Consider the following 22,362-nt stretch of genomic DNA (forward strand, 5'->3'; position numbering starts at 1 on the left):
CCGATGACCGACGCCCTCGAACTCGACGCGCTGTGGGAGGACTTCCACCGCGTGGTGAACATGACCTCGCAGGAGCTGGCCGCCTGGCTGCGGGTCCGCGACGCCGACGAGGACACGGAACCGCTGCCGGAGCAGGCCGGCACACCCACCGGGCAGCATGTGCTCGCGATCCTGCAGAAGCGCCGCACCGACCTCACCGACGACGACATCCAGGTGATGCACGACGTGGTGGAGACGGTCAGTGAGCAGGTGGACCTCGAGAACGAGCCCGAACCCGAACAGACGCGCCGGCGCCACCAGTTGATGACGCTGGGCCACGACCCGCTGAAGCCATGAGCGACGAGCGGCGGGTCGTACGAGAACTCGTCGGCGCGCACGGGCGCACGTACGCCGAGGAGGCGGGCATCCGGCTGAAGGACACCCCGCAGCCGCTGTACCGGCTGCTGGTGCTGGCCGTGCTGCTCAGCGCCCGTATCCGCGCCTCGGTCGCCGTCGCGGCGGCGCGCGAACTGCACGAGGCGGGGCTGCGCGATCCCCGGCGTATGGCCGAGGCCGACTGGCAGCAGCGGGTGGACGCGCTGGGCCGGGGCGGCTACCGGCGCTACGACGAGCGCACGGCGACCCAGCTCGGCGACGGCGCGGAGCTGTTGACCCAGCGGTGGGGCGGCGATCTGCGCCGCCTGCGGGAAGAGGCGGACGGCAAGGTCCCCGAACTGCGCCGGCTGCTCCAGGAGATCCCCGGCCTGGGGCCGGCCGGTGCCGACATCTTCCTGCGCGAGGCGCAGCGCGTGTGGCCCGAGGTCGCGCCCTACCTGGACCGCAAGGCCATGGACGGCGCAGAGCGACTGGGCCTGCCGAAGGATCCGGAGCGTCTGCTGAAGCTCGCCGGCGACACCGAACCGGCCGTACTGGCCGCCGCGTTGGTGCGGGCGTCGCTGGACAAGGAGGTGGCCGAGGACAGTCTCCGACGCGCCGGATGACCCTGCCCGACTCCGCTGGGCCCCCATGGGACACCGAGCCGGCTCAGTCACCTCACCCGCTGAGCCGGCTCAGCGCCGCCGACACCAGGGTTCGCGTTCCCGGCGCGAGCACCGAGAGGTCGGGGGAGAACAGCGGGCTGTGGTTGCTCGGCACGTTGTCGAGCTTGTCCATCAGTCGCTCGCCCGGCGCAGCATCCCAGACGTCCGCGGAAGTGGTGGTGACGTACCAGTAGTCGTACGGCACTCCCTCGGGCGCGAGCAGGGAGAAGTCCTCGCTGCCCATCGCCGGGCCGAAGTCGAGCACCGTGTGCGCACCGAACAGTTCGCGGTGCACGGCCGCGATCTCCGCGTCCAGGGCCGCGTCGTTGACCGTGTTGGGATAGCCGCGTCTGACCGTGACCTCGGGCGGCACCGGACAGCCGGCGGCCTCGCACTCGCCGGCCACGGTGCGGCGGACGGCGGCGAGGATGCGCTCGCGCACGTGGGTGTCCTGGGTCCGCAGGTTCAACGCGAGCCGGGCCTCGGCGGGGATGATGTTGGCCTTCGTACCGGCGTGGAACTGCCCCACCGTCAGCACCGCCGACTCCGCCGCAGCGACCTCGCGGGAGACCACCGTCTGCAGCCGCGTGACGATGTACGCGCCGGTCACCACCGGGTCGACGGTCGTCTCGGGGCGCGAGCCGTGGCCGCCGCGGCCGTGCACGACGACGTCGATGTCGTCGGAGGCCGACAGGATCAGGCCCGGGGTGTGCGGATAGAACCCGGCGAGCCCGGGCGACGCGTGCTGGCCCAACAGCACGTCGGGCCGCGGGAAACGCTCGTGCACCCCGTCCGCGATCATCGCCGCCGCTCCCCCGCCCGATTCCTCCGCGGGCTGCCCGATCACCACGAGCGTGCCCGACCAGCTCTCCCGCCCGGCCGCCAGCGCCTCGGCGGCGCCGACCAGCCAGGTGACATGCAGGTCGTGTCCGCAGGCGTGCATCACACCGTCGACGCGGGAGGCGTGGTCGAGCCCGGTCGCCTCCCGCACCGGCAGCGCGTCCATGTCGCCGCGCAGCCACACGACCGGCCCGTCCCCGTTGGCCAGCACCCCCACCACGCCGGTACGGCCGACCCCTTCGGTCACCTCGAATCCCGCCGCACGCAGCCGCCCGGCGAGCTTGGCGGCGGTCCGGTGCTCCTGGAAGGACAGCTCGGGGTGACGGTGCAGGTCCCGGTAGAAGTCGGCCAGGTCGTCGGATTTCAGCCCGACGGTGATGTCCCGGGTGAGACGGACCACGGCGGTCGGTTCGCTCATGCTGCTTCCCTCTCCTCGGACATCGGCGCACCCACGGACCGGCGCGCGCAGGGCGGTTGCGACCCGCGCCAGTCATCCTGTGCCGCGCCCGGCGCGTTCACTCCTCCGCGAGGGCCGCCTCGTAGGCGGCCAGCGTGTCGATGAACATCTTCCGCTGCTCGGCCGTCAACGGCGCGAGGGCCTTGCGCCAGGCTCCGGCGCCCTGCCCGAGCCAGCCGTTGATGGTGTCGCGGTGGGTGTCGGCGATGCTGACGATCTTGCGGCGGCGGTCGGTCTCGTCCTCGCGTCGCTCCAGGATGCCCTTCCGGTTGAGCTCGCCGATCATCAGGCTCACTGTCGTCGGCGCCACTTCCAGCCGGGCAGCCAGTTCGTTGACGCTCATCGGGCCGTCGAACAGCAGGTAGGCGAGCAGCGACAGGTGGCGGGGCGCGAGCGCGAGCGACTGGAACGCCTCCGGGACCGGGATCCGTTTCACGCGACCGACCATGCGCGGCATCAGCAACAGCAGCGCCCGGACCGACTCGTCGACGTCTGGGTCCGTTGACATCGGCGACCACACCCTTCAATACTTTTGAGCACAAAGACTATTTGCTTTCAAAGCAAACAGGTCCCTGTCCCGATGCTATCGGAGAGTCCTGAGCCATGTCCGAACAGAACCCCTCACCGGCCGAGTTCAACCGGCAGGTCATCGACGAATTCCGGGCGAACGGCGGCCGGGTCGGCGGCATGTTCGAGGGCGTGTCCCTCGTCCTGCTGACCACCACCGGCGCCCGCACCGGCCGCCTCCGCACCGACCCGGCGGTGTACGCGCGCGACGGCGACCGGATACTCGTCTTCGCGTCCAACGCGGGCGGCCCGAAGCACCCCGACTGGTATCACAACATGCTGGCCGACCCCCGGCTCACAGTCGAGGTCGGCACCGACGACGGCCGGGTCGAGCGGTACGTCGTCACGGCCGAGTCGCTCCACGGCACCGAGCGCGACCGCCTGTACCAGGAGCAGTGCGAGCGCGCCCGGGCGTTCACCGCCTATCAGGCCGCCACCACACGGATCATCCCGGTCGTCGCCTTACGCCGTACCGATCTGACCGATCCGGCCCGCACCCGCGCGATCGGCGAGTTCCTGCTGCGCGTCCACGGCGAACTGCGTGAGGGCCTGGCCACGCTCCTCGATGACGTCGACGACCATCCGGCGGCCCCAGGAGTCGCCGCGCCGACCCTGGGACCACGGCTGGCCACCCACTGCCTCACCTTCTGCACCGCCCTGCACGGGCACCACACCAACGAGGACGGCGCCTTCACCGACTTCGAGCGGCAGTTTCCCGAACTCGCCCCGGCCCTCGCGCAGTTGCGCCGCGAGCACGCGACCGTCGCCCGCACGGTCACGAGCATCGAGACCCTCGTCGCCGAACTGACGACGCCGCGCACCGACAGGGACGTACACAAGCTGAGGGCCGAGCTCGCCTCCCTGACAGCGGACCTGGAGGCCCACTTCGCCCGCGAGGAGGAGCGGCTGCTCCCGGCACTGTTCGGCGGCACCCACTAAGACATCGCCACCGGGAACACCGCCCGGACCTCCCAGCCGTCACCCGCGCGGTCCCGCATGCATGTCGCCGCCCAGCGCGGTGACCCGCTCCTTCAGGCCGAAACCGCCGCCACGCGCCGCGTCCGGGAGCCGGCTGCCGCCCCGGCCGTCGTCCGCGACCGACACCACGAGCCGGTCGCCCTCGCGCCGCAGCCGCACCGTGATCTCGGTGGCGTCGCCCACGTGCCGCCGTACGTTGGTGAGCGCCTCCTGTACGACCCGGAAGGCCGCCGCCTGCACCTCGTGCGGGAGGTCGTCGGTCACGGCGGGATCGCGGTGCAGGGTGACACGCTGGGCGCCGGGACTCGCGAAGCGGCCCGTGAGATCGGCGATCGCGGCCAGGTCACCGACCGGCCGGCGGTCCGCCGCCTCCACCCCGGAGTCACGCAGCACGCCGACGGTGCGGCGCATGGACGCGAGCGCCTCCGTCGCGGCGCGCTCGATGCCCGCGAGGACGGGGTCCAGTTCGGGCTGTGGGACGAGGGGCTGACCGCGCGGGCTGTGGTGTCCGGGTTCTCGGGCGGCGAGCGCAGTGTGTTCACCGCCGGCGACCAGCAGATGGTGCTCCTGGGCGTGGGTCTGCCGGCCGTTCCCGTCGTCGTCCTCGCGGCGGCGGCCGGGCGGCTGGGTGCGGCCCGGCGCGAGCAGCGGCTCGCCGCGCTGCGGCTGGCCGGAGCGACCCCGCGGCAGATCCTGGCGATGACCGCCGCCGAGGCTGCGGCCGTCGGCGCGACCGGCGCGCTGGCGGGCGCGCTGGCGTACTGCGCGCTGCTGCCCGCCCTGACGCGGATCCCGTACGGCATCGGCACCTGGTACGCCGGTGAGCTGTGGGTGGGGCTGCCCTGGCTCGCCGCGGTCGTGGCGGGTGTGGCCGGGCTGATCGCGGTGAGCGCGGTGAGCGCGGTGTCGATGCTGCGCCAGGTGGCGGCCACGCCGCTGGGCGTCGCCCAGCAGGCCAGTCCCCGCCGCACCCGCCTGATCCGGCTGCTGCTCTTCGCCGTGGTCCTCGTCTACATCCGCCAGTCCGCGCACGGCTCGGACCTCACCACTGGTCAAACGGTCGGCTACGTGGTGCTGTTCTACGGCGCCTTCTGGCTGTTCGGGCCGTGGGTCGTGGACCGACTGGGCCGGATCGCGGGCCGCTTCGCCCGCCGCCCGGCGACCCTGCTGGCGGCACGCCGGCTCAGCGACGACCCGCGCGGCGCCTGGCGCACCGTCAGCGGTCTGGTGCTGGCGGGTTTCGTGGCCGGGTTCTTCACGGTCGGGCATCTCGCCGTCGGCGGCATCGACTTCGGGGACCGGGTGGCCGTACCGGCGGCGAAGGGCGCGACCGCCGTCACGGAGGCCCGCACCCTGCCGAGGAAGGCGGGGGTCACCGCCACGGTGAGCGCGGGCGACGACGACTTCCTGCTGGGCGGCGCCGACGGTGTGATCGTCCGCGTCCCCGGCGGCCCGGGGCAGACCGACGCCGCCCTGACCGCCCTGCAGCCCCTGGGCGCCGGCAGGCTCCCGTACACCGGGGACTACGCAGGCGCCCAGGACATCACCGCCGGCGGGCTCCTCGCCGACCTCGGCACGGCCACGCTGGGCGCCGGCCTCCTGGTCGCCACCGCCTCCGCCGGTCTCACCGCCGCCGCGAACGTCCAGGACCGGCGGCGGGTGTACGGCCTGCTGCGGCTGTCCGGAACCCCGCTGCGGATGCTGGACCGGGCCAGGGTGCGGGAAACCGCCCTGCCCCTGGTCGTCCTCGCGGGCGGCACGACGATGACGGGCGTGTACGCCGCTTACCAGTTCAACAAGGCCGCCGAGAGCACGATCAGCACTTCCGGCGCCCTGCAGCTGGCCGTCTGCCTGGCCGTGGGCACGCTGGCGATGTTCGCCGCGATCGCCGGAAGCCGCCCGCTGCTGCGGTCACGACGGACCCGGCGCAGTCGGCGGACTGACGGTCCGCCCCAGCTGAAGGGGGCCGTCCACGCGGGCCGGCCCCCTGGACGAACCCTTGAGGCATGATCGAGCCATGACCACGCCCGCCCAGCCCGGCCCGCCCATCCGCGTGCTGATCGCCGACGACCAGGACATGGTCCGCACCGGCTTCCGCTTCTTCCTCGGCGCCCAGCCCGACATCACCGTGGTCGCGGAGGCCGACGACGGCGAGCAGGCCGTGGCCCTGGCCCGACAGGAGCGGCCGGACGTCTGCCTGCTGGACATCCGGATGCCGAAGCTGGACGGGCTTCAGGCCACGCGGCTGCTGGCCGGGCCGGACGTCCCCGACCCGCTACGGGTGGTCGTGGTGACGACGTTCGACCTCGACGAGTACGTGTACGGGGCGCTGCGCGGCGGCGCCTGCGGATTCCTGCTCAAGGACTCCGGGCCGACGCTGCTCGCCGAGGCCGTCCGGGCCGCCGCGGCCGGCGACTCGCTGGTCTCGCCCTCGGTCACGGTCCGCCCGCTCAAGCACCTGACGGCGGCCCCGCAGCAGCCTCCCGGGGCCGCGCGCCCCACACCGCTGCCCGATCCCCTCACCGAACGAGAGCTCGACGTCGTCCGCCTGGTCGCCCTGGGCCGCACCAACGCCGAGATCGCAGCCGAGCTCTACGTCTCCCTGTCCACGGTCAAACGCACCTGTCCAGCGTCCAGCTCAAGCTGGCCGCCCGGAACAGGGTCGAGATCGCGGCCCGGGCCTGGCAGCACGGGCACGCGCAGACCCGGTCGTGAGGCGCGGCCGTCAACCACGGAGTCCTGACCGACCGGGTGATCATCGGCACGGTCCGCGACCGGTACGCTGTGGCAGCTGCGGCATCCCCCCACCATCAACCGCGACAGAGCGGCGAATTGCGGCCTGCGGCGTCGAGACGTCACACAGCATGAGGATGAAACACAGGTGCTCATAGCGGGCCGGTACCAGCTGCACGATCCGATCGGGCGGGGCGCGATGGGAGAGGTCTGGCGTGCGTACGACGAGACGCTCGGCAGACCGGTCGCCGTCAAGCTGCTGCTGCCCCAGGACTCCGACCCCACCGCCGCATCCCGCTTCCGACTGGAGGCGCAGACCGCCGGACGGCTCCATCACCCGTACGTGGTGGGCGTTCTGGACTTCGGCGCGCACGACGACCGGCTGTTCCTCGTGATGGAGCTGGTCGACGGCGACAGCCTGGCCCGGGTGCTCGCCGACGCCGGGCCGCAGCCCGCCGACCGGGTGGCCCGCATCGCCGCGCAGGCGGCCGCCGGGCTCGACGCCGCCCACCAACAGGGCATCGTCCACCGGGACATCAAACCGGCCAATCTGCTCCTCGACGCCGACGGCACCCTGAAGATCGGCGACTTCGGCATCGCCCGCTTCCTCGACGACCCGGCGGCCGCGCTCACCGCCACGGGACAGATCGTCGGCACCAGCCTCTACCTCGCGCCGGAACGCGCGCTGGGGCAGCCGGCGGGTCCGACGAGTGACGTGTACTCCCTGGGCTGTGTGCTCTACCAGCTGCTCACCGGGCGCCCGCCGTTCCAGGCCGACACCGCGATCGCCATCCTGCACCAGCACCTCGACGCCACTCCGACACCGCCGCGGCAGCTCGGCGCCGACCTCCCGCCCGCCTTCGAGAGCTATCTGCTGGGCCTGCTGGCCAAGCAGCCCGAGCAGCGGCCGGGTGCGGCGCAAGTCGCCGACTGGTTCGCCTCGGGCGCCTGGCAGGGCCGTCCCGAGCCGCTGCCCGCGGCCACGCCGGCACCGGCGCGCGCGGGGCAGCCCCCGAGCACGGAGACCGGCCCGGCGACGACGTACATGCTGCCGTCCTCCTCCCGGCACACGCCCCGGGCCCACCCGACAGGACGCCGGAGCCGGCCGGGCGTCCGCGCAACGCTCACGCGGCGGCCCCGGGTGACAGCGATCGCCGGCGCAGTGGCGCTTTTCGTGGCGGCGATGCTGGTGGGCATGGTGTGGTTCTCACCCGACAACAGTTCGGCGGAGCGTTCCGGCACGGACGTCACCGGCACCACCGCTCCCACCCCCACGGAGGCCACACCCTCCCCCGCCGTGGCCGTGCAGCCCTCGCCGACCTCGCCGACGCCGACGCCCACGCCCACGCCCACGCCCGAGGAGACCGGCGGCGACGAACGGCAGGACGCCACGAAGGACAAAAAGGAGCGCAGGCCTCACTCCGACGACGAGAAGAAGGAGGAGGACGGCTGACCCCCGTCCCCCGGTATGGCGCGCAGGAAGTCGGCCGACGGGACGAAGAACCGGGTTCCGGTGACCGCCCGGGAGTAGTCCAGCAGCGGATCGGGCCCCGAGATCGGGGTGCCGAGGAACATCCGCTCCAGCATCGTGTTCGTCACCCGGGGATCACGGGCGTAGGCGATGAAGTACGTGCCGAACTCGCCGTGTCCCGGCCGGCCGAACGGCATCGCGGCGCGCAGGATGTGCTGCTCGGTCCCGTCCGGGCCGATGACGGTGTTGACGTCCTTGTGGGAACCAGGCGCGTCGAGTTCGACGTTGGTCGCCTTGGTGCGGCCGATCACCTTCTCCTGGGTCTCGACCGGCAGCCGCTCCCAGGCGTCCACGTCGTGCAGGTACTTCTGCACGACCGCGTAGGAGCCGCCGCGAAAGTCCGGGTCCTCGTCGCCGACCAGCGCCGCGTCGGCGGCCTCGTGCCCGACCGGGTTCTCGGTGCCGTCGACGAAGCCGAGGAGGTTGCGCGCGTCGTAGTAGGCGAAGGCATGGACCTCGTCCTGGACCGTGGCCGACCCGCGCAACCCCTTCATGATCTCGGCGGTCAGCGCGAAGCACAGGTCCGGCCGGTTCGCCCTGATGTGGAACAGCAGGTCTCCCGGCGTGGACACCGCGTGGTGCCGTGGCCCGGCCAGCTCGCGGAACGGCTCGAGCGCGGCGGGCCGGGGAGCGCCGAACAGCCGGTCCCAGGCCCGGGCCCCCACCCCGGCGACGCAGGAGAGCCCGCCGTCGGGATGCAGGAAGCCAAAGGCCCGCTTCTGTCCGGCGAGCCCCGCCAGCAGCTCCCGCGCCACGGTCTCCCCGCCTGGTTCGACGGTGACGACCAGGAAGACCGCGGCGCTGGTCAACGGGCCGAGCAGCGGCTGCGGCCGGCCATCGGCCGACGGAACCGGCGACGACATGGCTCCCCCTCAACGACGTACCACGGCCCGAGCGGCCGATGGAGCACCAGTCACCATGCCCAACCGAACGCCCGGCGACACCGGGCCGGGACTTGGTCGCCCAACTTCTCAGGAAGCGGGCAAATCTGACGATTCGTCATGGACTATTTCGCTCAGCGGAGCGGGACGCATGGCTGCGCAGCCGCGGGTCAGGACAGGGCGAAGTACCGCAGCCACACATAACCGAGAGACAGGGCCACCGTGACCGCGGTGACGACCAGGCCGTACCGGGTGAACTGCCAGAAGGAGATGGGCTGGCGGTTGCGTTCGGCGATGCCCAGGACGACGACGTTCGCCGAGGCACCGATCGCGGTGGCGTTGCCGCCGAGGTCGGCGCCGAGCGCCAGAGCCCACCACATGACGTGGTCCGGGGCACCGCCCATGTTTTCCACCAGCTCGGCGGTGATCGGGGCCATCGTGGCGACGTACGGGATGTTGTCGACGACGCCCGACAAGGCCGCGGACGCGCTCAGCATGATCATGGAGCCGCCGAGTTCGTTGGTCCCGATCGCGTCGGCCAGGGCCCCGGACACCTCGTCGACGACACCGGTGTCGATCAGCCCGCCGATCATGATGAACAGCCCGGCGAAGAAGGCGAGCGTCGGCCACTCGACCTCGCCGAGCACCTCGCCGGCCTCGGCCGTGGAGATCGCGACGAGCAGACCGGCCCCAAGGAGGGCCACGATGCCGGGCTCGTAGTGCAGCACGGGGTGGAGGACGAAGCCGGCCACGACCAGCGCCAGCACCACCAGCCCCTGCACCAGCAGACGCGGGTCCCGGATGGCCTCCCGCTCCTCCAGCGCCATGATCTCGGCGGCGCGTTCCTCGTCGTACACGAAGCTCCTGCGGAACATCACCCGGCACAGCAGCAACAGCACGACGATCAGCACCGCCGACGCGGGGGCGAGGTGGATGATGAAGTCGTTGAAGGTCAGCCCGGCCCGGCTGGCGATGATGATGTTGGGCGGGTCGCCGACCAGGGTGGCGGTGCCGCCGATGTCGGACGCGAAGACCTCCGCCATCAGGAAGGGCGCGGCGGGCAGCGCCAGGCGTTCGCAGACCAGCAGCGTGACGGGGGCGATCAGCAGGACGGTGGTCACGTTGTCCAGCAACGCGGAGGCCACCGCCGTGATCACGACGAGCATGGCCATCACCCGGTAGGGACGGGCCCTCGCCCGCTTCACCGCCCAGATCGCCAGGACTCATGCCGAAGGCAGGGCAGAACGGTCTTTCGCCTCCAAGGCGAAAGACCGCCCAGACGATCGGGTAACATGAGCTGTGCGCGTCGCGAGAGCCAAGCACGTGCAACTTCTTGTCTTTCGGGGCAACCGGGCTGGTTCCAACCCGGCTGGTGCTGATCGGGTAAGACTCGGACCTTCGCTGAGGGACCGAGCGCCGTGAGCCAGGAATCCCCCTGCCTTCAGCTGGGGGAGGGTTCAAAAGACAGGGTGATCCCGCCGACTCGACTTCCCGGCACACCGGCGGGAACCCCATCGGTCCTTGACACTGCCTTCTTAACACCATGCGTTGCGCGGCCACCTGCCGGAACGCTGCCGGAGCCCGGCGGCACCGCGGCTCACGTCGCCGCGGCGAGCAGGCGTTCCAGCAGGTGGGAGGCGGTGATCACGCCGAGCAGCCGGCCGCCCGGCGCGTCCTTGTCGACGACGGCCACCAGCGGGCTGCGGACCTGGGCCATCTGGGCGGCGACCTCCAGCGTGGTGTCGTCGGGCGCGGCGACGGCCGGGGGCGGCGCCGTGGTGGACAGGCAGTCGCGCACCGTGCGGCCCTTCAGCGCCTCGCACAGCCGGTCGGCGTGCCGCTCGTCGACGACGGCGGCGAGTGTGGGGTCCTCCACGACATAGCCGGGGACCAGGATCTTGATCATCTGGGAGGCGGGCAGAATCGCCTTCGGTGCGCCCCGCTCGTCCAGCACCAGCATCGCCGGCAACCGGTGCTCGGCCATCAGCCGTGCGGCGTCCAGGGCGTCGCTGTCGAGGCCGACCGTCTCGTACTCCACCGCCAGGTCACGCGCGCGTACGTATCGCTCCCGTCTCGGCGTCCGCCGCCTTCGCCGCAGGCCGGAGACGGGGGCCGCACCTGCGACGATACCGCCGGTGCGGTCCGGAGCGCCGACCCCGTCGGGGCGATTCAGCCCTCCGCTGCGGGCAGTCCCAGCAGACGCGAGACGGTGCGCAGCACGCCGTTGTCGTTGTTGGACGGCGCCAGGTGGCGGGCGCGCCGTATGACGTCCGGATGGGCGTTGGCCATGGCGAAGGACCACTCGGCGGCGTCGAGCATCTCCAGGTCGTTGAGGTAGTCGCCGAAGACCAGCGTCTGCGCGGGGGTGATGCCGAGTTCGCGCTGGAGCCGGCGGACGGCGGCGCCCTTGTTGGCGGTGGGGTTCATGATGTCGACCCAGTGTTCACCGGAGACGACGACCTGGTGGGTGGCGGTGAAGCGGTGCAGGGCCGGTGCCGTGGTGCGTTCGACGGGGCCGAAGTCGTAGAGGGCGACCTTGAGGATGTCGTCGTCGACGGCGGTGACGTCCTCGACGGTCCGGTGTTCGACGTAGTACCTGCGCACCTCGGCGAGGAAGGCCGCGTCGGTCCGCTCGACGTACGCGGACCGCTTGCCGCAGACGACGGCCCCCACGTCGACACCGCCGGCCGCGAGCCGCCGTACCGCCTCGACGACCTCGGTGACGACGGCGCTCTCCAGCGGGTCGGAGCTCAGCTCCATGCCGTCGCGCACGACGTAGGTGCCGTTCTCCGCTATGAACACCATCCCCTGCGCCGCCGGGGCGAACTCCCGTGCCAGCGTGGCGTACTGGCGGCCGCTCGCGGGGCTGAACAGCACTCCGCGCTCGCGCAGCCGGTCCAGGACCTCCCACAGTCCGGCCGGGGTCCGCTTGTCGTCGTCCAGCAGAGTGCCGTCCATGTCGGTGACGACGAGCCTGATGTCGGCGGGGGCGGCGGCCAGGGAGTCGGACGCGGTGGGCAGGGGCGAGTGGGAGTAGGGCATGTCCTGTTCCTGGGCGCGCGGCCGCGCCTGTTGTCGTTCCTGGTACGGCCGTCAACCCTAACCGGGAGCGTTCCGTGGCCCCCACGAGGTCCAGCTGCCCCGATTCCCGGGACAAGCTGATCATGAGCGCGGCACAATGGCGACGACGACGGCGGCGGTTCGGTCGAGGAGAGGACGAGACGTGAGCGAGGCCCCCACCCCGGCGGAGGGTACGGCACGGCTGAACACCTCTGTGGCGCACAACGCGCGGGTCTGGAACTACTGGATCGGCGGCAAGGACAACTACGAGGTCGACCACCGGGTCGGTGACCAGGTCGCGTCGATGTTCCCGCTGATCCGGGACATCGCCCGAGCGGACCGCGAGTTCCTGGGCCGGGCGGTGCGGTTCCTGGCCGAGGAGCGCGGGGTCCGGCAGTTCCTGGACATCGGCACCGGGCTGCCCACGGCGGACAACACCCACGAGATCGCCCAGCGGATCGCCCCCGAGTCGCGGATCGTGTACGTCGACAACGACCCCATCGTGCTGATCCACGCCCGCACGCTGCTGACCGGTGTGCCTCAGGGCGTCACCGACTACATCGACGCGGACGTGCACGACCCGGACACCATCCTCGAACGGGCCGCGGGCACCCTGGACTTCACGCGTCCCGTCGCGGTCATGATGCTGGGCATCCTCAACTTCGTCCTGGACACCGACAAGGCGCGGGACATCGCGCGCCGCGTCATCGCCGCGGTCCCCTCCGGCAGCTTCCTGGTCCTGACGCACCCCACCCACGAGGCCGAACTGGGCGGCGAGGGCCAGATCCCGGCCATGAAGTTCTGGAACGAGAACGCCACCCCGCCGATCACCGCCCGCAGCCGCGCCGAGATCGCCTCCTTCTTCGACGGTCTTGAGCTGATCGAACCGGGGCTCGTGTCGTGTTCGCAGTGGCGATCCGATCTCCACGCCCCCGTCGTGGTACCGCAGTTCGGCGCGGTGGCCGTGAAACCCTGACCCGGGCCCGCACCCACCGAGGCAGCCCTGGAGGACGTATGACCACCCCTGCCGACCCCGTCCCGGGCGGGCGTCCCGGTGACGTCGAGCAGGCCACCGCGCTGAGCGGCGAACTGTCCGGGCGGGGCGTGCACGGGATCGTGCTGGCTTACGTCGACACCGCGGGCATCACCCGTGTGAAGACGATCCCGACCGCCAGGCTCGCCGCGGCCGCGGCCTGGGGCGTCGGCATGTCGCCGGTGTTCGACACCTTCCTGGCGAACGACTCCATCGTCTCCACGGACGTGCTCGGCTCCCCCGACGGCGATCTGCGTCTCTACCCCGACCTGGACCGGCTCACCGTGCTCGCCGGGCAGCCCGGCTGGGCGTGGGCCCCGGTGGACCGGATCACGCAGGACGGCGAGCCGCACCTGGCGTGCAGCCGCACGTTTCTGCGCCGGGTCGTCGCCGAGGCGGCGCGGCAGCACGGCATCGCCTTCCGGGCGGCCGTCGAGATCGAGTGGGCGGTGGGGCTGGGTTCGGCACCCGACGGAGAGTTCGTCCCGGCGGTGTCGGGGCCCGCGTACGGTGCCACCCGGCAGATCGAGTTGAGCGACTGCACCGCCGATCTGCTGGTGGCCTGTGCGGCGCAGGGCGTGGACGTCGACCAGGTCCATCCCGAGTACGCGGCCGGGCAGTTCGAGATCTCAGTGGGCGCGCTGGACCCTGTGGCGGCGGCCGACCGCAGCGTGCTGGTACGGCAGACCATCCGCGCGGTGGCCCGGCGGCACGGGCTGCGGGTCTCCTTCGCCCCCGCCGTGTCCGCCGAAGGCGTCGGCAACGGCGGCCACCTCCATCTCTCCGCCTGGCGCGACGGCGTCAACCTGCACTCCGGCGGTGACCGCCGGTACGGCATGACGGCCGACGCCGAGTCCTTCGCGGCCGGGATCCTGGCCCACCTGCCGGGCCTCACGGCGGTGACAGCGCCCAGCCCGGCGAGCTATCTGCGGCTCAGACCGTCCCAGTGGGCCGGGGTGTTCACCGCCTGGGGCCGGGAGACCCGGGAGACCGCGGTGCGGGTCATCATGGGCACGGCGGGGCTGCGCGACCAGGCGGCCAACCTGGAGGTGAAGCCCGTCGACCTGGCCGCCAACCCCTATCTGGCGCTCGGCTGCGTCATCGCCGCCGGGCTGGACGGCCTGTCCACGTCCGCGGCGCTGCCCGAGGAGACCAGCGGGGATCCGGCACGGCTCGACGCCGAGGAGGCAGCGGCCCGGGGTGTGCGCCGGCTGCCGGTGTCGCTGGACGAGGCCGTCGCGGAGTTCACCGGGGACGAGCGGCTGCGGGCCGCGCTGGGACCGGTCCTGGCCGATGCGGTGACCGCCGTACGGCGCGGGGAGATCGCCTCCGTCGCCGGACTGGACGACGCCCAGGTGGCGGCGGCGTACCGCTGGACGTACTGACATGAGCGGCACCGGCCCCATCGAGGAGGAGCTCGCCGCGCTGCCCCTGGTGGACCACCACTGCCACGGCGTGGTCACCGGGGATGTGACCACTCGGCGCTTCGAGTCGCTGATCACCGAGGGCGAGGTGTGGCCGGGCATGTCCCCCTTCGACAGTCCCGTCGGCGTCGCCGTCCGCCGCTACTGCGCACCCCTGCTCGACCTGCCGCGGCACGCCCCCGCCGAGGACTACCTGGCCCGCCGGGCCGAGCTCGGCGCGGCGGAGGTGAACCGACGGTTTCTGTCCGCGGCGGGGACGGAGGTGTTCTGCGTCGACACCGGGTACGCCCCGGACGGCCTCACCACACCGGGGGAGCTGGCCGGGGCCGCCGGTGGCGGCGCCGTCGCGCATGAGGTCGTACGGCTGGAGAGCGTCGCCGAGGCGGTCGGGGTGGCGGGCGTCGAGCCGGACGAGTACGCCGAGACGTTCCGGGCGGCCGCGTGGGAGGCGGTGGGGCGGCCGGGTGTGGTGGCGGTGAAGTCGGTGGCCGCGTACCGCACGGGCTTCGACCTGGACCCGGCGCGGCCCACGGCCGAGGAGGTCACCGCGGCGGCCCGACGCTGGTCGGCGACAGGGGGTGGGCGACTGGACGACCCCGTCCTCGTACGGCACCTGCTGTGGACGGCCGTCGAACTCGGCCTCCCCCTCCAGCTGCACACCGGTTTCGGGGACAACGACATCCGGCTGCACCGCGCGGACCCCACCCACCTGACCGACTGGCTCCACCTGACCGCCGGCACGGTCCCGGTCCTGCTCCTGCACTGCTGGCCGTACCAGCGCCAGGCTGCCTACCTTTCAGCCGTGTTCGAGCAGGTGTACTTCGACGTCGGCCTCACCCTGCACTACGTCGGTCCCGGCCGGGCCCGGGCGGTCCTGGCCGAGGCGATGGAGATCACCCCGTTCCGCAAACTGCTGTACAGCTCCGACGCCTACGGTGTGGCCGAGTTCTTCCCGCTGGGGGCGCTGGCCTTCCGGCAGGGCCTCGCCGGACTGCTGCGGGAGCGGGTGGACGCCGACGAGCTGAGCCTGCCCGACGCACTGCGGATCGCACAGTGGGCGGGGCGGGAGAACGCCCTCCGGGTCTACCGGTTTTCCGACGACACCTGAAAGTATGATCAAGCAATGTCTGACATGACCGAAACCACGCCCGGTTGGCTGACGACCGACGAGCTCGAGATGGCGCGCGCCCGCATGCCGATCCTGTACGTCGAGGCGGTGCCCGTGCGCGTCGACGACAGCGGTGAAGTCACCAGCATCGGCCTGCTGCTGCGCATCGGACCGGACGGAACGGTCAGCCGCACCCTGGTCTCCGGCCGGGTGCTGCACCACGAACGTGTCCGCGACGCCCTGCTGCGCCACCTGGAGAAGGACCTCGGCCCCGTGGCACTCCCCCGGGTCCCGGCCTCCCTGCAGCCGTTCACGGTCGCCGAGTACTTCCCGACCCAGGGCATCACGCCGTACCACGACCCGCGTCAGCATGCCGTGTCCCTCGCCTACGTGGTCCCGGTGACCGGCGACTGCCGTCCACGTCAGGATGCCCTGGACCTGGTGTGGTTCAGCCCGCAGGAGGCGGCCTCCCCGGCGGTGCAGAGCGAGATGCCGGGCGGTCACGGCGTACTCCTCAAGCAGGCACTCGCCCACGTCGGTCTCGCGTTCTGAACGACGCCCGGGACCCCCGCAGCGACACCGCGCGGGCGCCGGGCGCCGTTACTGGACCGGGCCCCTTACGCGGCGAGGCGTTCGGCGAGCGTCTTCGCCTTGGTGGCCGCGTCCTGGAGGGCGCGCTCGCGGGAGGTTTCGAAGAGCGGCACCAGCTCGGCCATGGCCGGGTTGTGCGGGGCCGCGGTGAGCTCCGGGACGATGAAGTCCACGTCGAGGGCGAGCATGTCGGCGAGGATCGCCGTCAGGTAGTTCTGCACGTACTCGTAGCCCTCCTTCGGGGTGCCGGGCGCGTAGGAGCCGCCGCGGCTGGCCACGACGGTGACCGGGGTGCCGTTGGCGGAGGGGTTCTCGCCCGCGGTGCGGCCGTGGAGGATCACGTTGTCCAGCCAGGCCTTGAGGGTGGACGGGATCGAGTAGTTGTACATCGGGGCGCCGATCAGCACCGCGTCCGCCCGCTCCAGCTCCTCGATCAGCTCGAGGCGTTGAGCGAAGGCGGCGGCCTGCTCGGGCGTGTGCGCGTCCGGAGCGGCGAAGCCGGCGGTGTGGGCGTGGGCGGTGATGTGCGGGACGGGGTGGGCGGAGAGGTCGCGGTAGATCACGGTGCCCTCCGGGTGCTGCTCCTGCCAGGCCTTGCGGAAGGTCTCCGCGACGGCCCGGGAGGCGGAGGCGGAGGCGGGGAACACGGACGAGTCGATGTGCAGCAACGTGGCCATCAAGGGTCTCCAAAGAGCGGTGAATCGGCCGGCGCCCGCGGGGTGGCAAGGCGCCCGCCGTGCTAAATCTTCGTGTGCAACTATCAATAACACAGGGACTTACTTTTTTTCATCCCCGCACGGCGACACAGTACCCTGAAGGCATGACAGTCGAGCAGAGCCATGACGCCGGGACGTGCAAGCGGGTGGACAAGGGCATCACCCGCGTCTTCCAGTTGCTCGGAAAGCGCTGGACCGGCCCGATCGTGTCCGTGCTCGTCGAACAGTCGGCCCACTTCACCGACCTGCGCCGGGCGATCCCCGGGATCAGCGAGCGCATGCTCTCCGACCGACTCACCGAACTCGGCGCCGCAGGGCTCGTCGTGCGCGAGGTGGACGAGGGCCCGCCGCTACGGGTCTCGTACCGGCTGACCGAATCCGGGGCCGCCCTGGAACCCGCCCTCAAGGAACTCGGGGACTGGGCGGAGAGACACCTACCGGACAGCGGACCCTGTTAGCCGACCTACTCGACCGGCCAACCCCGCCGACAGGAGGCCAACCCAATTGGTAATGGGATCCATTTTCATATAGCGTCTGCGTCACTCCCCCCGGGGGGAGTGACGAACGCACCCAGGAAGGATCCCGATGGCCGTCCCCAAGCGGAAGATGTCCCGCAGCAACACCCGCCACCGCCGCGCCCAGTGGAAGGCGAGGACGCCGCAGCTCGTGCCGGTCACGATCGAGGGCGTCAGCCACCTCGTGCCGCAGAACCTGGTCAAGGCGTACGAGCGCGGGCTGCTGCGCCCCGAGGGCTGAGCGAGAATGCCGTACGGCCGACTGCCCGTCACCGTCCTGTCCGGTTTCCTCGGGGCGGGCAAGACCACGCTGCTCAACCACGTCCTCGCCAATCGCGAGGGACTGCGCGTCGCCGTGATCGTCAACGACATGAGCGAGATCAACATCGACGCCGCGCTGGTGCGCGGCGGCGAGGCCGCGCTGTCGCGCACCGAGGAGCGGCTGGTCGAGATGACCAACGGGTGCATCTGCTGCACCCTGCGCGACGACCTCTTGGAGGAGGTCGACCGGCTGGCCCGCGAGGGCCGCTTCGACCATCTTCTGATCGAGTCGTCCGGCATCTCCGAGCCGATGCCGGTGGCCGCCACCTTCGCGTTCGCCCGCGACGACGGCGCCACCCTCGGCGATCTGGCCCGTCTGGACACCATGGTCACCGTCGTCGACGCGGCCAACTTCCTGGCAGCGCTGGCGAGTGGCGACGAACTCGTCGAGCGGGGCCTCGACCAGTACGAGGACGACGAGCGCACCGTCAGCGACCTGCTGATGGACCAGGTCGAGTTCGCCGACGTCATCGTGCTGAACAAGCTCGACCTGGTGGACGCCGCCACCGCCGACCGGCTGCGGGCGACCCTGGCGCGCCTCAACCCGGCCGCCCGCGTCGTCCCCGCCACCCACGGCCGGGTCGACCTCCAACAGGTCCTGGACACCGGCCTGTTCGACCTGGAGCGCGCCCAGCAGGCGCCGGGCTGGGTCCGGGAGCTCAACGGGGACCATGTTCCGGAGACGGAGGAGTACGGCATCTCCTCGACCGTGTTCCGCTCCGAACTGCCTTTCCATCCCGGGCGTTTGTGGACCTTCGTGACCCAGGAGCTGGACGGCGGCGACCACGGGCGGATTCTGCGTTCCAAGGGCTTCTTCACCCTGGCGAGCCGCCCGCAGGTGACGGGCCTGTGGTCGCAGGCCGGTTCCGTCGCCCGCTTCGAGCCGTCCGCCGCACGCGACGAGGAGGCCCCGTACGCTCAGGAACTGGTCTTCATCGGTACGGAGCTGAAGGCCGATGCCCTGCACATCGCACTGGCCGAGTGCCTGATGCACGACGGCGAGGAACCGCCGTCCGACGACCCGTTCCCCGCCTGGGACACCTACGGCATCGACGACGCCTGCGACCACGAACACTCCGCCGCCATGGCGGGGACCTGAGACCCCGGGTCGGGCGGTGGACGCAGCCACGGCACCGCCCGACCCGGTACGGACACCGAAACGGGAGACTGCCATGACAGAGCACGGTGTACGTCTGGGCACGGTTCAGGAGACCCTGCTCATCCCGCTGTACGGACGCGCGGTGGAAAGCCGCAAGAAGGACGCCGCACTGCGCGACGCCCGGGCCGAGGAGATCGTGGCCTCGATCGACTACGACTTCGCCCGCTTCGACAACGGACCGAGCCTCATCGGTACGGTCCTGCGCACCAGCCTGTTCGATCGGTGGGTGGCCGACTCCCTGACCGAACTCACCGACTGGCGACCGGGGACCCGACTGCTTGCCTCCCACACACTCACCAGCCTCCCCACCACGATGTACGACGAACTGCCGGCGGCGTATCAGGAGATGCTCAGCGGCCTCAAGGCCCAGCGGCTGCCGCAGGTGGAGGAGTACCGGATCAACCTGCTCCGACTCCCCTGAACCAGCGGCCGCACAGCGCCCAACTCACGTGTGTCGCAGGCCAGTTGGGTGCCCGCCGATTTGACACCCCACCCTGACCTCTCCACCCTATGGAGACGACATCCATTTCCAATAGGAGCGGTTAGCGATGCGTGTGGCGTTCGTCGGCAAGGGCGGCAGTGGCAAGACCACTCTGTCCGCCCTCTTCTCCCGCCGGCTGGCACGTTCGGGGGCACCCGTGGTCGCCGTCGACGGCGACATCAACCAGCACTTGGCGTACGCCCTCGGCCTCGACGAGGAGGAGATGTTCGCCGCCCCGCCGCTCAGCGCCCACACCGGCGAGATCAAGGACTACCTGCGCGGCACCAACCCGCGGATCGTCTCCCGCGACGCCATGGTCAAGACGACCCCGGCGGGACGCGGCTCACGGCTGCTGCGGCTGCTGGGCGACGACGAGATCCACGCCCGGCACGTGCAGCGGGTGGGCGAGGTCCCGGTGATGGTGACCGGTGCCTTCGACGAGAGCGATCTCGGCGTCGCCTGCTACCACTCCAAGCTCGGCGCGGTCGAGCTCTACCTCAACCACCTGGTGGACGGCCCCGGCGAGTACGTCGTCGTCGACATGACGGCCGGCGCCGACGCCTTCGCCTCCGGTCTGTTCACCCGCTTCGACATGACGTTCCTGGTGGTGGAGCCGACCCGCAAGAGCGTCTCCGTCTACCGCCAGTACCGCGACCACGCCGCCGAGTTCGGCATTCCGATCGGCGTGGTCGGCAACAAGGTCACCGGCGAGGACGACCTCGACTTCCTCCGGCTGCACGTCGGCGACGACCTGGTCGCCCACTGCGAGCAGTCCGCCTGGGTCCGGGCCCAGGAGCAGGGCCGCGGGCACGGCGAGCTGGAGCCGCACAACGCCCGTGCGCTGGACCGGCTGCGCGCCGCGGTGGACGCCCGCCCCAAGGACTGGGCGACCTTCCAGCGGCACGCCGTCGAGTTCCACCTGCGCAACGCCACCGCCTGGGCCAACGACGCCACCGGCCACGACCTCACCGCCCAGGTCGACCCCGACTTCCGGCACGGCCCGGCGCCGGCGGCCTTCGCCTGACCGGCCGCACCGCACGCACACAAGGGTGCCGACGGCCGCCTGCACGGCGGGCGTCGGCACCCTTGGTCGTCGCTCAGGCGGCCAGCGGGGCGGGCTCGTCCGCCGCGGCGAGCAGGTCGATGAGCGCGGTGCGGGCCCGGTTGACCCGGGACCGGACCGTCCCGGCCGGGCAGTCGGTCAGCTCGGCGACCTCCGCGTACGACAGCCCGAGCAGCTGGGTGAGGACGAACGCCTTCCGGCGCTCCTCCGGCAGCGCTTCGAGCAGGTCGAGCAGGGCGATGCCGTCGTCGAAGCCCGGCAGATCGCGCGGCTGGGCCAGCTCCACTGCCAGCCGCCAGTCCGGTACGTCGCTCAGGCGCGGCCGGGCGGAGGCGTACCGGTAGCTGTCGATCACCGCACGACGGGCGATGGACAGCAGCCAGGCGCGCGCGGAGGAGCGGCCCTCGAAGCGGTGCAGACTGCCGAGCGCCCGCAGGAACGTGTCCTGCGCCAGGTCGTCGACGGCCTGGGGGTCGGCACACAGATGGGCGACGTAGCGCAGGACGTCGCGGTGCAGGGCACGGACGAAGTGGTCGACGGCGTCCGGGTCGCCGCCGCGGGCGGCGAGCACCCAGGCGGTAATCGACTCGTCGGCGGTCTCGGTCCCGTGGTCCTCGGTTCGCGCGCGGAACGTCTCGCGTCGCTTCTCGTACGAGGCGGGCAGGGCAGGAGTGATCACCTGGTGTCCTTCTCGGTCATCCGGGAGCCCGACCGGCGGCGCGCACAGGCACGCTGCGGGCAGGATCCGGCGAGTGGGGATTCAGGCCGTACGGGACCCTGCGGGCGTCCGGATGCCCGCGCGGGCGTACGACCGTGGCCCGAGGCGCCTCGGGGCTGCCTCGGGAGGCCGGCTGTCGTCAGACGACAGCAGTCCCCAGGGGCGGACCCCGCGAGGTGATCGCGTGGACGAGGAGGAGTCGGCGCGGTGACCGTGCCGAACTGCGCCGCCACGGCCGCGGGCGGGGGGCGTGCGGCGGGGCGGGCACGGCGAGCGGCAGCCGCAGCGGCGCCGCCAGCCATCCGGCCACGGCGCGCAGAATGCGGAAGGCGGCACGCTCGCCATGGGCGAGCCACAGGCCGGACAGCAGTGCGGCCAGCAGGTGGGCGGCGATCATCCCTAACGAGGACGAGCCGCCCATGGCGTGACCCGCGGTGTGGCCCAGGTCAATGGCGTCCATCGAGTGCATGGGCATCGAGCCCATATGCATCGAGGACATGTGCGCGGCGGACATGTCGTGGCCCACGGCACCCGCGTCCGAGGGCACGGTGTGCTGTCCCCCGGTCGCCGACTGCGCGAGGGAGAACGCCGAGTGCAGCGCCGTCTGGGCGGTGACCACGACGGCCACGATCAGCGGCAGCCCGCGTTCCCGGCCCCCCAGACACCAACCCCCGGCGGCGGTCACGGCGGCGCCGCCGGCCAGCGCCCACCAGGGCACATGGCTGCCGGACATCAGTACGTGACCCAGGGCGGCGAGCAGCACACAGACGGCCGCGAACACCGCGGCCCGAACCGTGCGAGAACACCACCCAGCAGTCATGACGGCCTCATCCTTGCATCCGGCGTCCCGGTGTCACCGGTTGGTACGGAAATCGGCGGGGTCCGCGACTCAATCCGAGCCATGTGATACGAGCCACACGCACATGCCGGACGCGGCCCCGCTGCCGCCGTCGGGGAGCGTCATCACTTCGGGGGGAATCGCACGGGAGGAGCTTGTCCGTCCACAGCAGACAACACATGAGCAGACAACACACGGGAAAGGCAAGGAGGTTACCCACTCCTTGCCACTCTCAACGTATAGCGCACGGGGGGCCTTGCGGCAAGGCCCGGGGCGTGCTGCAAAATCTCCGGCCGAGGTCAGAACCTGCGGAAATCAGGGATTCGCAA

The 22,362-nt window shown here is 71.7% G+C and carries 23 protein-coding genes and 2 pseudogenes; 15 read left to right on the forward strand and 10 right to left on the reverse strand.

Features of this window, described 5'->3' with window-relative positions:
- Positions 1-3: 3 nt before the first annotated feature.
- Both ACKTSN_RS06165 and ACKTSN_RS06170 read left to right on the forward strand, forming a co-directional pair.
- On the forward strand, positions 4-336 hold the full coding sequence (locus tag ACKTSN_RS06165; protein ID WP_409468152.1) for a DUF3140 domain-containing protein: 333 nt from the start codon (positions 4-6) through the stop codon (positions 334-336).
- On the forward strand, positions 333-980 hold the full coding sequence (locus tag ACKTSN_RS06170) for an endonuclease (RefSeq protein WP_409468153.1): 648 nt from the start codon (positions 333-335) through the stop codon (positions 978-980). Before ACKTSN_RS06165 ends, ACKTSN_RS06170 begins: the two co-directional genes overlap by 4 nt.
- Before the next feature lie 52 nt (positions 981-1,032).
- On the opposite strand, the gene ACKTSN_RS06175 is transcribed toward ACKTSN_RS06170, so the two are convergent.
- Both ACKTSN_RS06175 and ACKTSN_RS06180 read right to left on the reverse strand, forming a co-directional pair.
- The gene (locus ACKTSN_RS06175; protein ID WP_409468154.1) at positions 1,033-2,277 is read right to left on the reverse strand and encodes an amidohydrolase; all 1,245 of its coding nucleotides are present in this window, start codon (positions 2,275-2,277) and stop codon (positions 1,033-1,035) included.
- Positions 2,278-2,374: 97 nt separating this feature from the next.
- Positions 2,375-2,824 carry a MarR family transcriptional regulator gene (locus ACKTSN_RS06180; RefSeq protein ID WP_409468155.1) on the reverse strand — a complete coding sequence of 150 codons (450 nt, stop codon included), beginning with the start codon at positions 2,822-2,824 and terminating at the stop codon, positions 2,375-2,377.
- Positions 2,825-2,919: 95 nt separating this feature from the next.
- On the opposite strand from ACKTSN_RS06180, the gene ACKTSN_RS06185 reads away from it, so the two are divergent.
- Entirely contained in the window at positions 2,920-3,822 is a 903-nt protein-coding gene (locus tag ACKTSN_RS06185) for a nitroreductase/quinone reductase family protein (protein ID WP_409468156.1), read from the forward strand.
- Here ACKTSN_RS06185 and ACKTSN_RS06190 read toward each other — a convergent pair.
- Positions 3,819-4,329: pseudogene (locus tag ACKTSN_RS06190) on the reverse strand (sensor histidine kinase); the annotation flags it as partial. The gene ACKTSN_RS06185 and the pseudogene ACKTSN_RS06190 overlap by 4 nt on opposite strands.
- Positions 4,330-4,362: 33 nt before the next feature.
- On the opposite strand from ACKTSN_RS06190, the gene ACKTSN_RS06195 reads away from it, so the two are divergent.
- The 3 genes and pseudogenes from ACKTSN_RS06195 to ACKTSN_RS06205 all read left to right on the forward strand — a co-directional run bounded on the left by ACKTSN_RS06195 (position 4,363) and on the right by ACKTSN_RS06205 (position 8,047).
- Positions 4,363-5,871: an FtsX-like permease family protein gene (locus tag ACKTSN_RS06195; protein ID WP_409474751.1), complete on the forward strand. Its 1,509-nt coding sequence runs from the start codon at positions 4,363-4,365 to the stop codon at positions 5,869-5,871.
- 7 nt (positions 5,872-5,878) lie between these two features.
- A pseudogene (locus tag ACKTSN_RS06200) lies at positions 5,879-6,576 on the forward strand (response regulator).
- Positions 6,577-6,742: 166 nt separating this feature from the next.
- Entirely contained in the window at positions 6,743-8,047 is a 1,305-nt protein-coding gene (locus ACKTSN_RS06205) for a serine/threonine-protein kinase (protein WP_409468157.1), read from the forward strand.
- Here ACKTSN_RS06205 and ACKTSN_RS06210 read toward each other — a convergent pair.
- The 4 genes from ACKTSN_RS06210 to ACKTSN_RS06225 form a co-directional block, all read right to left on the reverse strand.
- Positions 8,011-8,988 (reverse strand): Dyp-type peroxidase, encoded by a 978-nt coding sequence (locus ACKTSN_RS06210; protein ID WP_409468158.1) that lies wholly within the window; start codon positions 8,986-8,988, stop codon positions 8,011-8,013. The genes ACKTSN_RS06205 and ACKTSN_RS06210 overlap by 37 nt on opposite strands.
- A 188-nt stretch (positions 8,989-9,176) precedes the next feature.
- Positions 9,177-10,226 carry an ArsB/NhaD family transporter gene (locus ACKTSN_RS06215; protein WP_409474752.1) on the reverse strand — a complete coding sequence of 350 codons (1,050 nt, stop codon included), beginning with the start codon at positions 10,224-10,226 and terminating at the stop codon, positions 9,177-9,179.
- Positions 10,227-10,603: 377 nt separating this feature from the next.
- Positions 10,604-11,044: a CBS domain-containing protein gene (locus ACKTSN_RS06220; protein ID WP_409468159.1), complete on the reverse strand. Its 441-nt coding sequence runs from the start codon at positions 11,042-11,044 to the stop codon at positions 10,604-10,606.
- Between the two features lie 131 nt (positions 11,045-11,175).
- Positions 11,176-12,048 carry a Cof-type HAD-IIB family hydrolase gene (locus tag ACKTSN_RS06225; protein WP_409468160.1) on the reverse strand — a complete coding sequence of 291 codons (873 nt, stop codon included), beginning with the start codon at positions 12,046-12,048 and terminating at the stop codon, positions 11,176-11,178.
- A 181-nt stretch (positions 12,049-12,229) separates the two neighbouring features.
- On the opposite strand from ACKTSN_RS06225, the gene ACKTSN_RS06230 reads away from it, so the two are divergent.
- From ACKTSN_RS06230 to ACKTSN_RS06245, 4 genes are read left to right on the forward strand one after another with little or no spacing between them, the layout of a single operon-like run.
- Complete coding sequence (locus tag ACKTSN_RS06230) at positions 12,230-13,042, forward strand: SAM-dependent methyltransferase (RefSeq protein WP_409468161.1); 813 nt, start codon at positions 12,230-12,232, stop codon at positions 13,040-13,042.
- 38 nt (positions 13,043-13,080) lie between these two features.
- Positions 13,081-14,484, forward strand: coding sequence for a glutamine synthetase family protein (locus ACKTSN_RS06235; protein ID WP_409468162.1), 1,404 nt, complete (start codon positions 13,081-13,083; stop codon positions 14,482-14,484).
- Position 14,485: 1 nt separating this feature from the next.
- Positions 14,486-15,631, forward strand: a complete 1,146-nt coding sequence (locus tag ACKTSN_RS06240) for an amidohydrolase family protein (protein ID WP_409468163.1) — start codon at positions 14,486-14,488, stop codon at positions 15,629-15,631.
- Between the two features lie 24 nt (positions 15,632-15,655).
- A complete protein-coding gene (locus tag ACKTSN_RS06245) occupies positions 15,656-16,183 on the forward strand; it encodes an NUDIX hydrolase family protein (RefSeq protein ID WP_385272239.1) in 528 nt (175 codons plus the stop codon).
- A gap of 65 nt (positions 16,184-16,248) precedes the next feature.
- On the opposite strand, the gene ACKTSN_RS06250 is transcribed toward ACKTSN_RS06245, so the two are convergent.
- Entirely contained in the window at positions 16,249-16,899 is a 651-nt protein-coding gene (locus ACKTSN_RS06250) for an FMN-dependent NADH-azoreductase (protein ID WP_409468164.1), read from the reverse strand.
- 143 nt (positions 16,900-17,042) lie between these two features.
- Here ACKTSN_RS06250 and ACKTSN_RS06255 point away from each other — a divergent pair, with 143 nt between their 5' ends.
- From ACKTSN_RS06255 to ACKTSN_RS06275, 5 genes are all read left to right on the forward strand, one after another.
- Entirely contained in the window at positions 17,043-17,396 is a 354-nt protein-coding gene (locus ACKTSN_RS06255; protein WP_409468165.1) for a winged helix-turn-helix transcriptional regulator, read from the forward strand.
- A gap of 127 nt (positions 17,397-17,523) precedes the next feature.
- Positions 17,524-17,694: a 50S ribosomal protein L32 gene (gene rpmF, locus ACKTSN_RS06260; protein ID WP_409468166.1), complete on the forward strand. Its 171-nt coding sequence runs from the start codon at positions 17,524-17,526 to the stop codon at positions 17,692-17,694.
- A gap of 6 nt (positions 17,695-17,700) precedes the next feature.
- Positions 17,701-18,873: a GTP-binding protein gene (locus tag ACKTSN_RS06265; protein WP_409468167.1), complete on the forward strand. Its 1,173-nt coding sequence runs from the start codon at positions 17,701-17,703 to the stop codon at positions 18,871-18,873.
- A 73-nt stretch (positions 18,874-18,946) separates the two neighbouring features.
- Positions 18,947-19,354, forward strand: a complete 408-nt coding sequence (locus ACKTSN_RS06270) for a hypothetical protein (protein WP_409468168.1) — start codon at positions 18,947-18,949, stop codon at positions 19,352-19,354.
- A gap of 127 nt (positions 19,355-19,481) precedes the next feature.
- A complete protein-coding gene (locus ACKTSN_RS06275; RefSeq protein ID WP_409468169.1) occupies positions 19,482-20,438 on the forward strand; it encodes an ATP-binding protein in 957 nt (318 codons plus the stop codon).
- 73 nt (positions 20,439-20,511) lie between these two features.
- Here ACKTSN_RS06275 and ACKTSN_RS06280 read toward each other — a convergent pair whose 3' ends face one another.
- Together ACKTSN_RS06280 and ACKTSN_RS06285 are read right to left on the reverse strand one after the other, a co-directional pair.
- Positions 20,512-21,156 (reverse strand): sigma-70 family RNA polymerase sigma factor, encoded by a 645-nt coding sequence (locus tag ACKTSN_RS06280; RefSeq protein ID WP_409468170.1) that lies wholly within the window; start codon positions 21,154-21,156, stop codon positions 20,512-20,514.
- Between the two features lie 178 nt (positions 21,157-21,334).
- Positions 21,335-22,015: a hypothetical protein gene (locus ACKTSN_RS06285; protein WP_409468171.1), complete on the reverse strand. Its 681-nt coding sequence runs from the start codon at positions 22,013-22,015 to the stop codon at positions 21,335-21,337.
- Positions 22,016-22,362 lie beyond the last annotated feature (347 nt).

The sequence above is a fragment of the Streptomyces flavusporus genome, from assembly GCF_046267975.1.
Lineage (GTDB): Bacteria > Actinomycetota > Actinomycetes > Streptomycetales > Streptomycetaceae > Streptomyces > Streptomyces flavusporus.

Excerpts from the sequence above, each read along its gene's own strand:
- ACKTSN_RS06165 (WP_409468152.1), top strand. The coding sequence starts at position 4 with ATGACCGACGCCCTCGAACTCGACGCGCTGTGGGAGGACTTCCACCGC.
- ACKTSN_RS06170 (WP_409468153.1), top strand. The coding sequence starts at position 333 with ATGAGCGACGAGCGGCGGGTCGTACGAGAACTCGTCGGCGCGCACGGG.
- ACKTSN_RS06175 (WP_409468154.1), bottom strand. The coding sequence starts at position 2,277 with ATGAGCGAACCGACCGCCGTGGTCCGTCTCACCCGGGACATCACCGTC.
- ACKTSN_RS06180 (WP_409468155.1), bottom strand. The coding sequence starts at position 2,824 with ATGTCAACGGACCCAGACGTCGACGAGTCGGTCCGGGCGCTGCTGTTG.
- ACKTSN_RS06185 (WP_409468156.1), top strand. The coding sequence starts at position 2,920 with ATGTCCGAACAGAACCCCTCACCGGCCGAGTTCAACCGGCAGGTCATC.
- ACKTSN_RS06210 (WP_409468158.1), bottom strand. The coding sequence starts at position 8,988 with ATGTCGTCGCCGGTTCCGTCGGCCGATGGCCGGCCGCAGCCGCTGCTC.
- ACKTSN_RS06225 (WP_409468160.1), bottom strand. The coding sequence starts at position 12,048 with ATGCCCTACTCCCACTCGCCCCTGCCCACCGCGTCCGACTCCCTGGCC.
- ACKTSN_RS06235 (WP_409468162.1), top strand. The coding sequence starts at position 13,081 with ATGACCACCCCTGCCGACCCCGTCCCGGGCGGGCGTCCCGGTGACGTC.
- ACKTSN_RS06240 (WP_409468163.1), top strand. The coding sequence starts at position 14,486 with ATGAGCGGCACCGGCCCCATCGAGGAGGAGCTCGCCGCGCTGCCCCTG.
- ACKTSN_RS06245 (WP_385272239.1), top strand. The coding sequence starts at position 15,656 with ATGACCGAAACCACGCCCGGTTGGCTGACGACCGACGAGCTCGAGATG.
- ACKTSN_RS06250 (WP_409468164.1), bottom strand. The coding sequence starts at position 16,899 with ATGGCCACGTTGCTGCACATCGACTCGTCCGTGTTCCCCGCCTCCGCC.
- ACKTSN_RS06255 (WP_409468165.1), top strand. The coding sequence starts at position 17,043 with ATGACAGTCGAGCAGAGCCATGACGCCGGGACGTGCAAGCGGGTGGAC.
- rpmF (WP_409468166.1), top strand. The coding sequence starts at position 17,524 with ATGGCCGTCCCCAAGCGGAAGATGTCCCGCAGCAACACCCGCCACCGC.
- ACKTSN_RS06265 (WP_409468167.1), top strand. The coding sequence starts at position 17,701 with ATGCCGTACGGCCGACTGCCCGTCACCGTCCTGTCCGGTTTCCTCGGG.
- ACKTSN_RS06270 (WP_409468168.1), top strand. The coding sequence starts at position 18,947 with ATGACAGAGCACGGTGTACGTCTGGGCACGGTTCAGGAGACCCTGCTC.
- ACKTSN_RS06275 (WP_409468169.1), top strand. The coding sequence starts at position 19,482 with ATGCGTGTGGCGTTCGTCGGCAAGGGCGGCAGTGGCAAGACCACTCTG.
- ACKTSN_RS06285 (WP_409468171.1), bottom strand. The coding sequence starts at position 22,015 with ATGACTGCTGGGTGGTGTTCTCGCACGGTTCGGGCCGCGGTGTTCGCG.